Source organism: Dorea sp. MB18-49 (genome assembly GCF_023669465.1).
GTDB lineage: Bacteria > Bacillota > Clostridia > Lachnospirales > Lachnospiraceae > Dorea_A > Dorea_A longicatena.
The window spans coordinates 19,113-32,974 of record NZ_JAMOYX010000005.1; the positions used below are offsets into that span (position 1 = coordinate 19,113).

A 13,862-nucleotide genomic window follows, 5' to 3' on the forward strand; every position below is an offset into this window, starting at 1 on the left:
TTTTATAGCTTTGCAATACAAAAAATATATAAGGCAGGTAATCCAACATGGAACTCAGACAGTTAGAATATTTCCGCGAGATCGCATCCACCGGCAGCATCAACGAAGCTGCAAGACACTTAAATATGTCCCAGCCTCCGCTCAGCTACCAGATCCGTCAGCTGGAAAATGAATTAAATGTAAAACTTTTCGACCGCACCAGCAAGGGCGTTACTCTTACTGAAGCCGGAAAGCTTCTCTACGACCGATCCGGTAATCTGCTGGAATACGCCAGATCTACCGAGCTCGAGGTCTCGAAAACCGGGAAAAAACGGATCCTGCGTATCGGTCTGACTCCCACAACTGTAGATACCATCATGCCTTATATTTCCCAGTTTTCGAAAAAAAATCCCGACGTGAACTTTGAAGTCCACGACGGGATCACTTATTCGCTTTATCAGTATCTTCTGGACGGGATCATCGATATCTCCGTTGCCAGAACACCACTGCGTCTTGACGAAGTGTCTTATATGGAATTGTGTTCTGAGCCGATGATTGCAGTATCAGCACCCAAAAATATGGTTTCAAAGACCGCTGACGTTACCACAGATACACCGCATAATTCTTCGAAACACAATGCGGTTTCTTCCTTAAAGCTCTCCGATCTTTTACATAGACCGCTGATCTTATACCGGAGATACGAAGAACTCATCATGAATACCTTTCATGCCCAGAATATGAATCCGGACATCTTCTGTGTCTGCGATGATCCCAGAGGTGCCATGCTGTGGGCGAAAGAAGATCTTGCAACTGCCATCTTTCCGCAGTCCATGGCCAGCTTGTGTGACGGACTTTGTATACAAGAATTGGATGAGCCTGATCTTATAACTAAGATACTTCTGATCTGGGCGAAGGGAAAGAAACCGGTGCCGCTGGTGCAGGAATTTCTGGATGTGTGTGGTGAGCATTAGCACATTAGAGCTTGCGGCTCACCCACCATATACCAATTATAAGATATACCGCCATCATTCCTAATATGGCAGATGTTGCAACCAGTTGATTCATATTTTCCAAAGCAACTACTAACAGCAGAAGTACAATTTCGCCACACCAATAGGACCAGATACATTTCCTTTTTCCGTAATCAGTAATCCAAGTTTTGGAATCCACGATCCAGAGTAAATTGATGAATATTCCAAAACCAATAGATACAATTAGAGAAGTGGCCGCTTCCGCTGACATATTTATCATTCCATTTTTTACAAATACAATACATAACACCAATAAATCATACGCCAATAACAATATGCCATTTCTTTTCAATGATTTGATACTTTTCTGCATATCCATCTCTCCTCTCCAAATAGAAATCTTAGATAAACCCATCTACTTCTTCCTGCAGATTTACTCCATAAGAGAATACATAGGCTAAACATAAAACAATAATTCCAAAAATGAATCCTCTCACTTCAAAATTGATATCTTTCAGTCCATTCATTTTAATCAATACTCCGCAAATATAAACGACCACATTCTGAATCGTCGGCATTACTATACTGTAAATTCCTATTTTCTTTACTCTTTCTACATTTTCTGCTGTAAACGGTGTGCCCATTTCTGGTTGTTCCTTTGTGCCTTCCAATGACTTCAGTATTTTATGAACGTTGCGAAAAATCAGGGCCAGTAATATAGATGTTGCTCCCAACAGCAGAAGCCACACGGATACCAGATGCATCCGCATATTTCCCTTTGCATCAATCAGTGTAAAGAACATCCCGTAGGCATTCATCATGGTATCCTGTTTGATGCCGAATATAGCCCCGTTAATGTGCACGCTGTGCATAGGTATAGCCGATCCCGCCCAAAGTAATACGATACCATCGAACCAATGTAAGATTTCCAGAAATCTCATCAGACTGGTCAGTGGTTTCCGGAATTTTTCAAAACTTTTCATCTTCATATTATTCACCCTCCTCTTCATCCAGATTTCCATCAAATTTTAAAATATCACCTACATCACATTGAAGGAAATAACAGATACGATTCATCGTATGCAAACGGATACCTTTGGCTTTTCCGCTTCGGAGTACCGACAGATTGGCCTCGGTAATACCGACTTGTCTGCATAATTCTTTTGAAGTCATTCCCTTCTTTTTCAGGACTTCATCCAAGCATATACGAATTCCCATATTTCCTCCTTTCTGTGTTTGAAAATTATTGTTTTTCGATAATTTATAATTTTATTATAGCAAGGAATTATCGTTTGTCAATAATTTTTACCACGCAATATTCCAACCGTTTTTTTCGTAATTATGTGATTTTTCCAACTTTTCTTATATTTTTAACTCTAAAGAATCTTCTTTCGGCAACTACTTATAAACGCATGGCCCCAAAAAAAGATTATCCGGATAGTTCCCTTTCTCCAGATAATCTTTTCTTCTATGATTCACTATGCTGTTTTATATTCTCGCTTACTCCACTTTCGTCTTCTTCGGCAAAAACAGACTCAAAAGTAACGATACCACAAACACTCCTGCCACTGCATTTCCATTAAACACATCTCCTACCGCACTTGGAAATGCTGCAAAGAAGTTCCCGGATGTCTGTGTCAGACCAACTCCGATACTAAATGACAGTGACACGATAATCATTGTTCTGTCATCGAATTTACATTCTTTCAGCATCTTGATTCCTTCATACATGATCGATCCAAACATCATAACTGTACATCCGCCAAGCACCGCCTGTGGAAGTGAATTGAAGAATGCTCCAAGCGGCGGGAATAAAGATGCAAGTATCAGAATCAGTGCTCCCATCAGAATCGTAAAACGGTTGATCACCTGTGTCATCGTCACAAGTCCGATATTCTGACTGAATGATGTCAGCGGCAGACATCCGAAACATCCGGAGATTGCACTTGAAAATCCATCAACTGCCAGTGAACCGCGAAGTTCTTTCATCTTAAGATCACGTCCAAGTGCTCCCGTACAGACTGCCGTCGTTGCACCTGTCGTCTCTGCTGCCGATACCAGGAATACGATTGCGATCGTAAAAAATGCTCCCAGATTGAATACCGGCTTATGACTGGTCAGGAACACAAGCTTCGGGATACTGAACACACCAACCTCCTGAATCGTCTTATGAATACCGGAAAAGTCAACCATCGGTGCGATTCCCGCTACAGTAAATATAATTGCAAGTGCATAGCCAAATACCAGTCCGACCAGCACATTTAAATTCTTATATACGCCTTTCAGTACTTCTCTGGATACCAGACATACGATCAATGTAAATGCTCCAACGACCAGATGATACCAGGAACCGAAGTCTTTCACTCCACTTCCGCCGCCCCAGGAATCCATACCTACCGGCAGAAGTGATAATCCAATCGCGATAACTACACAAGCCGATACAACCGGAGTCAGATATTTTCTCCAGTACTTGGCACTCAGTCCAACAAAACCTTCAAAAATACCACCCAGAATAACTGCACCAACCATACCTTCATATCCAAGATTCGGATTCGTTGCAATTACCAACAGACTTCCAAGAAACGTAAAACTGACTCCCATAATAATCGGAAGTCCTGATCCGATCACTCCAATCGGATATAACTGTAAACAGGTTCCGATTCCGGCTACAAACATCGCACACTGCAATAACTGTGTAATCTCCGCCGAACTTAAATGCGCCCCATTACTTCTAAGTACTGCCGCACTACACACGATCAGTACCGGAGCCAGATTCGATACGAACATCGCCAGTACATGCTGTAAGCCAAACGGAATGGCTTTTCTAAGTGGAACCCTGCCGTTCAGCTTATAAATATTCTCTTCACTGACCGTCGTTATCTGTTCTTCTTTGTTGCTTTCCATGACATTTCCTCATTCTCTCTGTAAAATTTTATTTATTATAAATTTAACTTATATTTTACGAGAAAGCAACCGTGGAAGTAATAAATCCATTTATTACTTTTAAAAGAAGACTATTGCATCTGCAACAGCCTTCCTGATTTTGCTCAATTTTCTTTTTTTGTTTCTTCTATAATTCGTTGAATTGTAGTTACCGCTTCCTCCAATTCATCCGCAATTTGTTCTATAGGCTTTCCTTTTTTCAACTTCTTTCTAATCTGATTTTCCAGAAGACTCCGTTCTCCAAGTTCAATTCCAGCTTCTACCCCAGCCTCATACTCCGCTTTCCGTAATTTTTTCTCTTCAAATTCTTTATCATACTCATAGATGCTCACTTTGATCACCTCAGCCTTATTCTTCATCAAAAATTCTGCCAGAATTCCTTCCTCTATGCATTCATCTACCGCTCGCGTAACTGCTTCTTCCAGAGGAATATTCTGCGTCACATATTTTCTTACCCTCGCAACATATTTAGCATATTCCTTTAATGTTCTGCAGTGTTCCATCAGTTCTAGATTATGACCATCATTTACATTCAACATAGTCACCCTTAATTCCAGATCCGGATTATCCGTCGGGTTCTCATAAGCTGAAGATAATCGGAATTCATTATAATCGTCTACCTTTTTCGTCCCATTATAAAACACAATAAATCTTGGTGTCGGTATCTTTTGTATTACCGTTGAATATAAAGATTTCTGAACTACTAATCTTTGATATTCATCCGCAATATAGAATAAATTTCTAAGCGGAATATTCGGGTTATACGTCGACTGGTGCTCATACAAATATAAATTCATATCCATAATAAATGCCAGATCATTTTTCATTCCCATATAAATTGCATTTTTTAATGTGACAATCTGCAAATCTTCTGCATTAGTATAATTCCGACCATTCACTGCATTATACAATGATAGCAGATTTTCTTTATCATGATACAACATTCGAAAAATCGTATCTTTGTATGGCCGTTTTGCCTTTAACTGACGGTTGTTTACCTGATACTTTTTGTTGCGTCTCTTCTGACTCTTTCTTCTCGCCATATTTAATTCCTCCTATGTGCAGGAGGATATCTTACTTACACGTTCAGTCCTCTCCTGCTTTTTACAATTGATTGGTATAAAAAGCATAGATTTCTGAAATGTAATTAGAATGTAGATGGTATATGATTCAATATACCTTAGATTTCTTTTGAAGTATGCTTTTATATAGATTAACATACAAGTAAATATTATTCAATATATTTTTTCAGATAAATTAAACAGCAAAAAAATTCAACTTCGTCTCATCAAACGTAATCTTCTGCCCTTTCCTTCTAAAATACTCCTCCACAACCTGATACATCTCCTCATACCGTCCTTCGCATGCACAATTTCCCAACGGTTCGATCCAGCATGACTGCTTCCCACAGGCATCTCTTAAGTGGACTTTAAAATTCAGTCCTTTCTCCTCCAGCAATCCGTTCACTTCAATAATTTCATTAAATGTAATATAATTCATATCTGCTATCTCCTCCAGTTCTTTTCACTATAGTATCCGGCTGCATTGAATATCGTTGCGAATACATTGATCATCTTGTTCGACGTATACACTGCATGATACCGGTTATATTTTCCCCAGTCTGCATTCGCCAGTGTCCATGTTCCGGATACAGCAGCAAGATAAATAACAGCACACAAAAATCCCACGATAAGTTCGCCTGTTGCCATCAAGTGTCCATACTTCTGATTCAGCATCTGTGCTATCACTCCTGCCATGATCAGGCTTGCAAGCATACTGATCCAGAGTTTGTTCAGAATATAGCGGTTCAGCTTTGAGCCCATCCACAATATAATTGCAAGAATAAATGCCCCGCCATACAGGTAGATTACATACTGCTTCAATACCGCTGTATCACGACACACAATATATCCTCTTCCCATCAATGTTCCGATTGTAAAAAATCCGACAGGCTGTACAACTGCCCCCAGAAGCAACAATGTCAGATGCACTTTCATATTCGCCGAACATGTTCCTATGATCAGCAGACCTACCACAGCTGCAAGTGAAATCAGCCCGACATAAAGATGTGTTCCGATATAATCCTTCGGAAGCAGCCATATAGATATCACACTTAAGATCGTTCCTGCAATAAAAAAGCATGCAATCTCATTGTTCATCTCATCCCTGCTTAATTTCTTCTGTACAATATCCTCTTTCAAAAGAATTGCCAGACGTACCTGCCACTCTTCTTTTTCTTCCTCAATCTCAAGCTGATCGATCGATGTAATGTCAAGCTTACTTTTCAATGCCTTCTGACAGGTCAATTTTGTCTCTTTTAATGTTCGTTCTTCTTTTTCGATCTCATCTAATCTGTGAGATAATGCTTCCTGTAAAGTCAATCTATTTTCATAGATATCTTTGATCTCCTGTACCGGAATACCGATCAGACACAGCTTTTTAATTTCCTGAAGCTGTTCTACATCTGTTTCTGAATACTCCCGGTAATTATTTTCCTGATTACGTGCCGGATGGATCAGTCCTTCTTCTTCATAAAATCTTATATTCGCCTTGGAAATCCCAACCTGTTTTTCTACATCTTTAATCTTCATAAAGTGACACCTTCTTTCCATTCTTCCAGTCTGCCTCTGTAATGATCTCTTTGCGGTGTTTTATCGTCTTGTATTTTACTTTACCAAATAAACCTTTCTGCTCTTTACAATAAATGATATGAACTGCCATATGAAACTTCTGGTTCTCGTCTTCCAACTCATGACTGTATTCCAGATGAGTCGCACTGTAACGAAGCAGAAGCACTTCACCGGCTCCCACCGATACATTCCCACCATCCACAGACATAACCTGAAATGTAATGGTTCCCGGTATTTCGATTTCTTTTAATTCAATCTGTTCTTTTATTACTGTCTGAAGTTTAGAAATGATTTTGTTTCTTTCTTCACTTTTTTCCATACTGTCACCTTCCCTCATTCCGAATATCTACATCCTTCTCCCTCTTTGTTAAGATGATTATATTCCTTCAAGCCGCTTGAAGGTCAAGAGATTCACCATATTTTTCTTCCATTTTTTGCCTTTACTCGTATTCCCGCTCGATTTTTTTCTCTGCCAGCCGCTCTGTCTCTTCTATTGCTTCTTTATAGCCGGTCAGTGCCGCAAATGGTGCAAACTGAGCCGCTCGGTCTGCTATCGGCATCGGCGGATGTGTCTCCGATACATGATGCGGAAGGTTCAGAATATCTCCATACTTTTGCTGCACTTCGATCACCGATTTCTGTAATTTCCCCGAAACCTGTGTAACATTTTCTTTCGAAACATTTTCTTTCCTCACGCTTTATGTCCTCCGATCTGCCGGTTCCGTTCCATCGCAGTTCCATCCTCCTGCAGATTCATTCCTTTTAAGATTGCATTCTTCCCATATTTTTTCTTGATATCCAGCATCGCCTTCTGCATCTTCTTTTCCCGTTCCAGCTTCTCATTCTTCTCTTCCTTTTCCTTCTTTGCAATTCCAAAATCTGTAAAAAGATTCATCTGTTCATACTGCTGTTCTTCCTGGACCTCTTTCTCACTGATCACATGATTCGCTGCCATCGTAATCCGGCGGATCAGAAGATCCGGATTCACAATTTCATGATACAGCTTTACACCTGCCTGTGTCATCAGCCTCGATGAAGAAGTATGCTGCTTCAGATTAGCGGTTCCGTGTGCATGTTTCGGCAGCTTCCTGCCGTACCAGTCTGTCGTGATCTCCCCTACATTTTTCTTCGTTCCTTGTTCCAGATTCTTGATGTCGTATCCAATCGTCAGAACGATCTGATCCGTTACGAGACGTTTATCTACCAGATCCAATGCCAGCTGATCGATCATTTCCTTTACCACGATCTTCGTCTGCTCGAAATTATATGGACAATGCAGTACCTGTCCCGCACCCATACTGTTATTTTCGGGCTTATACGCCTTCACATCTGCGATCGTGCATGGCTCCCATCCCCATGCATGGTCAATCAGAAGTTCTGCATTCACCCCAAATAGCCGGTACAGCAAATCTTCATTATAATATTCCCCCGGCTTACCAAGAGAACATCTTGCCACATCTCCCATGGTAAATAATCCGACTTCCGCAAGCTTCTTCGCATACCCCGGGCCCACACGCCAGAAATCCGTGATCGGCTGGTGCGCCCACAAAAGCTTCCTATAAGAAATTTCTGTAAGTTCTGCGATCCTCACCCCATTCTGATCCGGCTCGATATGCTTCGCCACAATATCCATGGCAACTTTACACAGGTACAGATTCGTTCCGATTCCGGCCGTTGCCGCAATCGACGTCTCCTGCTGGATCTCCCGAATAATCTTTCCAGCCAGCTCTCTTGCCGTCATCCGGTAAGTATTCAGGTAATCGGTCACATCCATGAATACCTCGTCAATGGAATAGACATGGATATCCTCCGGTGCAACGTATTTCAGATAAATGTTGTAGATCTCCGTACTGCATTTCATATATAATGCCATTCTCGGAACCGCCGTAATATAATCCAGTTCCAATTCCGGATGTAGTTTTATTTCTTCATTATCTACGGAAGTTCCTGCAAACTTCTTTCCGGGTGCCATGCAGATCCGTCTTTTATTCACTTCTTTTACCTTCTGCACGACCTCGAAGAGTCTGGCACGGCCCGGTATCCCGTAGGATTTCAAGGAAGGAGACACTGCCAGACAGATAGTCTTTTCCGTACGGCTTTTGTCCGCTACTACCAGATTGGTCGTCATCGGATCCAGTTCTCTTTCTTTGCATTCTACCGATGCGTAAAATGATTTCAGGTCGATTGCGATATAGCTTCTCCGTCCTTTGTCTGCCATGCCTGTTCTCCTCCTTCCTTTACTCACAAATTCATTCACAAAGTTTTTCTACTTCGAATGTATGTTCTCATTATACCAATATTCTGATTTTTCCACAATACAGAAGCAGTTACAAATTATTTTTTCTAAAACTATTGACCTTCAAGTTACTTGATGGTTTATATTATAGACAACAAAAGAGAAGAAACAAAAAATTGATAAGAATGCCGGCTATTACCAAATTCTCTTAAAGAAAGGGGACATTAAAATGAAGAACGGAACAAGAAACGAAAAAGTTGTCTTTGATATTATTTTTAACTTAATTTGCATGATATACATAATCTACAGCTGGATGTCAATTACAAATGTTGGAGTCGTAACTGCACTGACACATAATAATGGTGATGCTATGCTACTGATCTTCGGTGCTGCAATTGTTCTAATCGTCTTTTTTATAATCGATATCATTTCTTTAATATTAGGCAAAAAGCAAAAAGGATATTTGCTGCCGGGGTATGTCGGAGTGTCTATTGGTGTGAAATGTATCGCAATACTATTCCTGGTTTTAGCATATATATTGAAGCTTAAAATCTAAGTACCCGCCACCGGTGGCTTCTTTCAAACACATAGCGCTACAAAGAACCTCCCGCTGGTATCTTCTCTTGTATACTTTGATATGTCAAAAATACGGCCGGCAATATATTCTTACTCATAATCTCAGAATATATGCCGACCGCATTTTCTATCTGCCAAATTATTTATAATCCATCACCAGAAACATCGGTTTGATCGCTACCACTTCGTCATACTCTTCTTTCTCGACGACTACGCTGGAATTCAACGCTTTCAGATCTTTTTTCAAAACCTGCAATGCTTCCGGAATATTTCTCGCACGCCCTTCTTTCATAATTTCCTGCATTCTCTTTAGCACAATCGGATGTGCATAGTGAGCCGGTACCGGAAAATCCGGATACACTCTGATATACTCTTCCATCTGACTGATCGATTCCGTCAGCCGCTTCTCAATATAATTCTTATTATTCTTCGAAGTCGGAAGTACATTCGCTCCGGCAAATAAGAAGATTGCAGCCAGACCAAACAAAAGGAAATACATTCCAAATCCTGCATGGGTCGTCAATGCATAGATACCATAGACGAACGCCGCACCGCCCATCAGTACGATTGCAAGAGCTACCCATTTATACGCCGGGTTACTTCTGTCATAAGTACGCTTTTTCTTCGCCGACTGACTCAAGTCCATATAGATATCCGATTGCTTTTTCAGATACTGTTCTGCCTGCTCCAGCTTCACGAGACATCTTTTTGTTTCTTCCGATACATTTCTTTCTCTTTGCTTTTCTGCCAGCCATCTTTCCTTCTCTGCCAGCTTTCTCTCAGCCTCAAGACTGTGTACCGGAATATCCGGATATTCTTCTTCTATGTACGCAAGAAATCTGTCCACATCTTCTTCATGTTTGAAATTGCATTGCTTTTCTTTTCCGTCCTCATATACGACCACAAGATAGGATAATGTACCGAATACTCCTTTTCCTGTAAATCCACCCTTACTCATGGCGATTCTTTTGAAGATCCTTTTTACAGAACTGATCGGTATGTAATACCTTCTGTCAATATAGAAACTGCTAAGATACACCGCCTTTTTTCCAATGCCACAAGGTCCGATCTTCTTACATTCTTTTCTGTCTTTTATCAATTCTTCATCCGGAATCGATACATTACCCAGTCTTCGTGGTTTCATCTTTTCATCATCTCATTTCTGTCAATTCATTCTGCCTTTTTATGTATTCAAATTACGCTGTCTTACAACTATGCTTTCATTGGTTTCTTTGTAGCATGGATAAAGATTCCAAGGAATGCTGCTGCCAGAATAATTCCTACCGGATAAGCAACCTTCGTAGAAAGTCCCAGACACTCTTCTGCACAGAAGAAATATGTCATGGAAACTGCACTCATGAATGTTGCCGGTACCGCTGTGATCCAGTAATTCTTCTTCTCGCGGAACAGATACATACTTGCTGTCCACAGAACGATCATAGCAAGTGTCTGGTTTGTCCAGCTGAAGTATCTCCATACGATTGCATAATCCAGATGTCCGACAAATGCTCCGACTGCCAGAAGCGGAACACATAACATCAGACGTTTCTGCATCTTATTCTGATCAACTTTGAACCAGTCTGCCAGTACCAGACGGGCACTACGGAATGCAGTATCTCCGGAAGTGATCGGGCATACGATAACTCCGATCATTGCAAGTGCAACCCCGACACCGCCCATAGTCTTAATACATACATCATAGATTGCTGATGACTGACCATTTGCAAGAATATCATTCAGACCTGTACTCAGACCACCTGTGATTTTATAAATAGAACATCCTGCTGCTGCCCAGATCAGTGCGATCACACCTTCTGCAACCATCGCACCATAGAATACGAAATGTCCCTGTTTCTCAGACTTCATACAACGTGCCATCAGTGGTGACTGTGTAGAATGGAATCCAGAAATAGCTCCACATGCTACGGTAATGAACATGAAGCTCCAGATTGGCTTTCCCGCCGGATGCATATTGGTAAAATGCGTCCAGATCTCAGGAATCGTATAATTCGGATTCATAAAGATACCAAAGATAACACCGACTGCCATAACGATCAGACAGATACCGAACAATGGATAGATACGTCCGATGATCTTATCGATTGAAATAAATGTTGCAACAAAGTAATATGCAAGGATGATCCAAAGCCATACTTCCGGGTTAGCCAAGGCTCCCGTCACGCCTTTATTGCCAAGCAATGTAACGATCAGCCCCGCCGGTCCTACTGCAAATACCGTACCAACCATGACCAGAAGTACAACGCTGAATACACGCATCACATTCTTCATTACATTTCCAAGATAAATTCCGCACACTTCGGAAATAGATGCTCCGTCATTTCTTTCAGAAAGCATACCTGAAAAATAGTCATGTACACCACCTGCAAAAATCGTACCGAATGTAATCCACAGGAATACAACCGGTCCCCACAATGCTCCCTGCATAGCTCCGAAGATTGGTCCCAGACCAGCAATATTCAGCAGCTGTACCAGGAACAATTTCCACTGTGGCATTACCACATAATCGACACCGTCATTGATCCGAACCGCCGGTGTCTCTCTGTCATCCGGTGCAAAAGTGTTCTCAACCACTTTACCATAGACAAAATACCCTCCTATAAGTAGCGCCAAGCAAATGATAAAACTAATCATACCAACACCTCCAATGTCTTTCATTTCTTAACATTTCCTTAACCTACCTTCATTATAGGATTTTATGTATTTTTTTCAAGTATTTTTTGATTTTTTCATCTATTTTGTACAATTTGACGAATGTTTTTATCTCATTCCAAGTTTCAACGCCTTTTTCGGACACGCACTCACACATTTTCCACAACGGATACATTCCGCAGAATCCGGTGTCTTTACCGGATCCACATCCATCGGGCAGACATGCGTACATTTACCACAATGTATACATTTTCCCATATTCACATCCATATGAAAAAGGCTGACTTTATTCAAAAGTCCATAGATTGCTCCCAGCGGACACATCACTTTGCAGAAAAACCTGCAGATACTCAAACATCCCACCAGTGTGATCACCAGGATTACCATTTTCACGGAAAATAATGTCCCGATCACACGGCGCAGTTCCGGATGTGTGGAAAGGAGCGGGATTCCTCCCTCCAGTGTTCCGACCGGACAGATATATTCACAGAATGCCGGTACCCCCCAAGATACCGGCATTTTTCCACTCATAGGAATTAATCAGCTTCTTTCGAACGCATGACGATTTAGTTTTAGTTTCTTCTTATTATAATGTATAATAACGATTTGATTAACAAACAGATTTGATATCTGTGTATTCATAACAGTCAAAGCTGTCTGCTACGTTCTTACATGTTAATTTTCCATCATATGTATTGATTGCAGAGTAGATAACTTCGTTATCTTTGCAAGCCTGCTCCAGTCCCTTTCCTGCAATCTGCAGTCCATAGGATAATGTTGCATTTGTAAGTGCGATTGTAGATGTTCTTGGAACTGCTCCCGGCATATTGCCTACACAGTAATGAACAACACCGTCTTCAATAAAGATTGGATCATCATGGTATGTAACCTTTGTTGTCTCACCACATCCGCCCTGGTCAACGGCAACGTCTACAAATACAGCGCCTGGTTTCATCTCTTTCAGATATTTTTTCTTGAAGATCTTAGGAGCTGATTTTCCTGGAATCAGAACGCATCCGATTACGAGGTCTGCTTCTTTTACAGCTTTTTCAATATTTGCATCGTTAGAAACAAGTGTCTGAATACGTGCTCCGAAGATATCATCCAGATAAGCAAGTCTCTGAAGGTTGATATCCATGATTGTTACGTTAGCTCCCATTCCAACTGCGATCTTGCAAGCGTTTGTTCCTACAGATCCGCCGCCGAGGATTACGATGTTAGCCTTTGGTGTTCCAGGAACTCCTGCTAAGAGAACGCCTTCTCCACCGAATCTCTTTTCAAGGTATTTTGCACCTTCCTGAATACTCAGACGTCCTGCGATCTGACTCATTGGAGCAAGCAGAGGAATGCTTCCGTTTCTTTCGATCAGAGTCTCATAAGCAACACCTTTTACCTTTGCTCCAAGGAGCGCGTCTGTCTGCGGCTTATCAGCTGCAAGGTGGAGATATGTATAAAGGATCAATCCTTCGTGGAATAATGGATATTCTTCCGGAAGCGGCTCTTTTACTTTGATCATCATCTCAACTGTATCCCACACTTCTTTTGCTGTATCAATCATCTTAGCCCCAGCTGCCTCATATTCGGCATCTAAGAATCCTGAACCTTCGCCAGCACCTTTTTCGATATAAACATCGTGTCCTGCATTTACATAACTCTTAACGTTATCAGGTGTCATACCTACACGGAACTCGTTGTTTTTAATCTCTTTTACACATCCTACTTTCATTTTGAAAAACCTCCTAAAATTTTAATCCGTTTACTTTTCTGAATGAAGATTATTTTTCTTAATTCCATTTTGTTGAAGAATATTCTTCATCTCTTCCTGAACTCATACTAACACAACACAATTATCAATGC

16 protein-coding genes are annotated in these 13,862 nt (G+C 41.0%); 2 read left to right on the forward strand and 14 right to left on the reverse strand.

The window, feature by feature from the left end; translation table 11 throughout:
- Positions 1-47: 47 nt before the first annotated feature.
- Positions 48-950, forward strand: coding sequence for a LysR family transcriptional regulator (locus NCY30_RS03135; RefSeq protein WP_006427825.1), 903 nt, complete (start codon positions 48-50; stop codon positions 948-950).
- Between the two features lie 4 nt (positions 951-954).
- On the opposite strand, the gene NCY30_RS03140 is transcribed toward NCY30_RS03135, so the two are convergent.
- The 10 genes from NCY30_RS03140 to NCY30_RS03185 form a co-directional block, all read right to left on the reverse strand.
- Positions 955-1,365 carry a hypothetical protein gene (locus NCY30_RS03140; protein WP_006427826.1) on the reverse strand — a complete coding sequence of 137 codons (411 nt, stop codon included), beginning with the start codon at positions 1,363-1,365 and terminating at the stop codon, positions 955-957.
- Entirely contained in the window at positions 1,352-1,939 is a 588-nt protein-coding gene (locus NCY30_RS03145) for a DUF2975 domain-containing protein (protein ID WP_022415222.1), read from the reverse strand. Before NCY30_RS03145 ends, NCY30_RS03140 begins: the two co-directional genes overlap by 14 nt.
- A 1-nt stretch (position 1,940) precedes the next feature.
- Complete coding sequence (locus tag NCY30_RS03150; protein WP_006427828.1) at positions 1,941-2,168, reverse strand: helix-turn-helix domain-containing protein; 228 nt, start codon at positions 2,166-2,168, stop codon at positions 1,941-1,943.
- Between the two features lie 282 nt (positions 2,169-2,450).
- Positions 2,451-3,854: a uracil-xanthine permease family protein gene (locus tag NCY30_RS03155; RefSeq protein WP_022415221.1), complete on the reverse strand. Its 1,404-nt coding sequence runs from the start codon at positions 3,852-3,854 to the stop codon at positions 2,451-2,453.
- Between the two features lie 143 nt (positions 3,855-3,997).
- The gene (locus NCY30_RS03160) at positions 3,998-4,936 is read right to left on the reverse strand and encodes a hypothetical protein (protein ID WP_006427830.1); all 939 of its coding nucleotides are present in this window, start codon (positions 4,934-4,936) and stop codon (positions 3,998-4,000) included.
- A 214-nt stretch (positions 4,937-5,150) separates the two neighbouring features.
- The gene (locus NCY30_RS03165) at positions 5,151-5,393 is read right to left on the reverse strand and encodes an RDAC family protein (protein ID WP_006427831.1); all 243 of its coding nucleotides are present in this window, start codon (positions 5,391-5,393) and stop codon (positions 5,151-5,153) included.
- Positions 5,394-5,398: 5 nt separating this feature from the next.
- Entirely contained in the window at positions 5,399-6,484 is a 1,086-nt protein-coding gene (locus tag NCY30_RS15050) for a MerR family transcriptional regulator (RefSeq protein ID WP_284709552.1), read from the reverse strand.
- Complete coding sequence (locus NCY30_RS03175; protein ID WP_055181641.1) at positions 6,474-6,842, reverse strand: hypothetical protein; 369 nt, start codon at positions 6,840-6,842, stop codon at positions 6,474-6,476. Before NCY30_RS03175 ends, NCY30_RS15050 begins: the two co-directional genes overlap by 11 nt.
- Positions 6,843-6,963: 121 nt before the next feature.
- The gene (locus tag NCY30_RS03180; RefSeq protein WP_055303453.1) at positions 6,964-7,218 is read right to left on the reverse strand and encodes a hypothetical protein; all 255 of its coding nucleotides are present in this window, start codon (positions 7,216-7,218) and stop codon (positions 6,964-6,966) included.
- Positions 7,215-8,741, reverse strand: a complete 1,527-nt coding sequence (locus NCY30_RS03185) for a Y-family DNA polymerase (protein WP_139009849.1) — start codon at positions 8,739-8,741, stop codon at positions 7,215-7,217. Before NCY30_RS03185 ends, NCY30_RS03180 begins: the two co-directional genes overlap by 4 nt.
- Before the next feature lie 247 nt (positions 8,742-8,988).
- Here NCY30_RS03185 and NCY30_RS03190 point away from each other — a divergent pair, with 247 nt between their 5' ends.
- Entirely contained in the window at positions 8,989-9,315 is a 327-nt protein-coding gene (locus NCY30_RS03190) for a hypothetical protein (RefSeq protein WP_006427836.1), read from the forward strand.
- Positions 9,316-9,474: 159 nt separating this feature from the next.
- Here NCY30_RS03190 and NCY30_RS03195 read toward each other — a convergent pair whose 3' ends face one another.
- From NCY30_RS03195 to ald, 4 genes are all read right to left on the reverse strand, one after another.
- On the reverse strand, positions 9,475-10,479 hold the full coding sequence (locus NCY30_RS03195) for an ATPase P (protein WP_139009850.1): 1,005 nt from the start codon (positions 10,477-10,479) through the stop codon (positions 9,475-9,477).
- A 68-nt stretch (positions 10,480-10,547) separates the two neighbouring features.
- Complete coding sequence (locus NCY30_RS03200) at positions 10,548-11,987, reverse strand: carbon starvation CstA family protein (RefSeq protein WP_055194948.1); 1,440 nt, start codon at positions 11,985-11,987, stop codon at positions 10,548-10,550.
- A 126-nt stretch (positions 11,988-12,113) separates the two neighbouring features.
- Entirely contained in the window at positions 12,114-12,536 is a 423-nt protein-coding gene (locus NCY30_RS03205; protein ID WP_243121263.1) for a 4Fe-4S binding protein, read from the reverse strand.
- Positions 12,537-12,615: 79 nt separating this feature from the next.
- Positions 12,616-13,731: an alanine dehydrogenase gene (gene ald, locus NCY30_RS03210; protein WP_022415210.1), complete on the reverse strand. Its 1,116-nt coding sequence runs from the start codon at positions 13,729-13,731 to the stop codon at positions 12,616-12,618.
- Positions 13,732-13,862 lie beyond the last annotated feature (131 nt).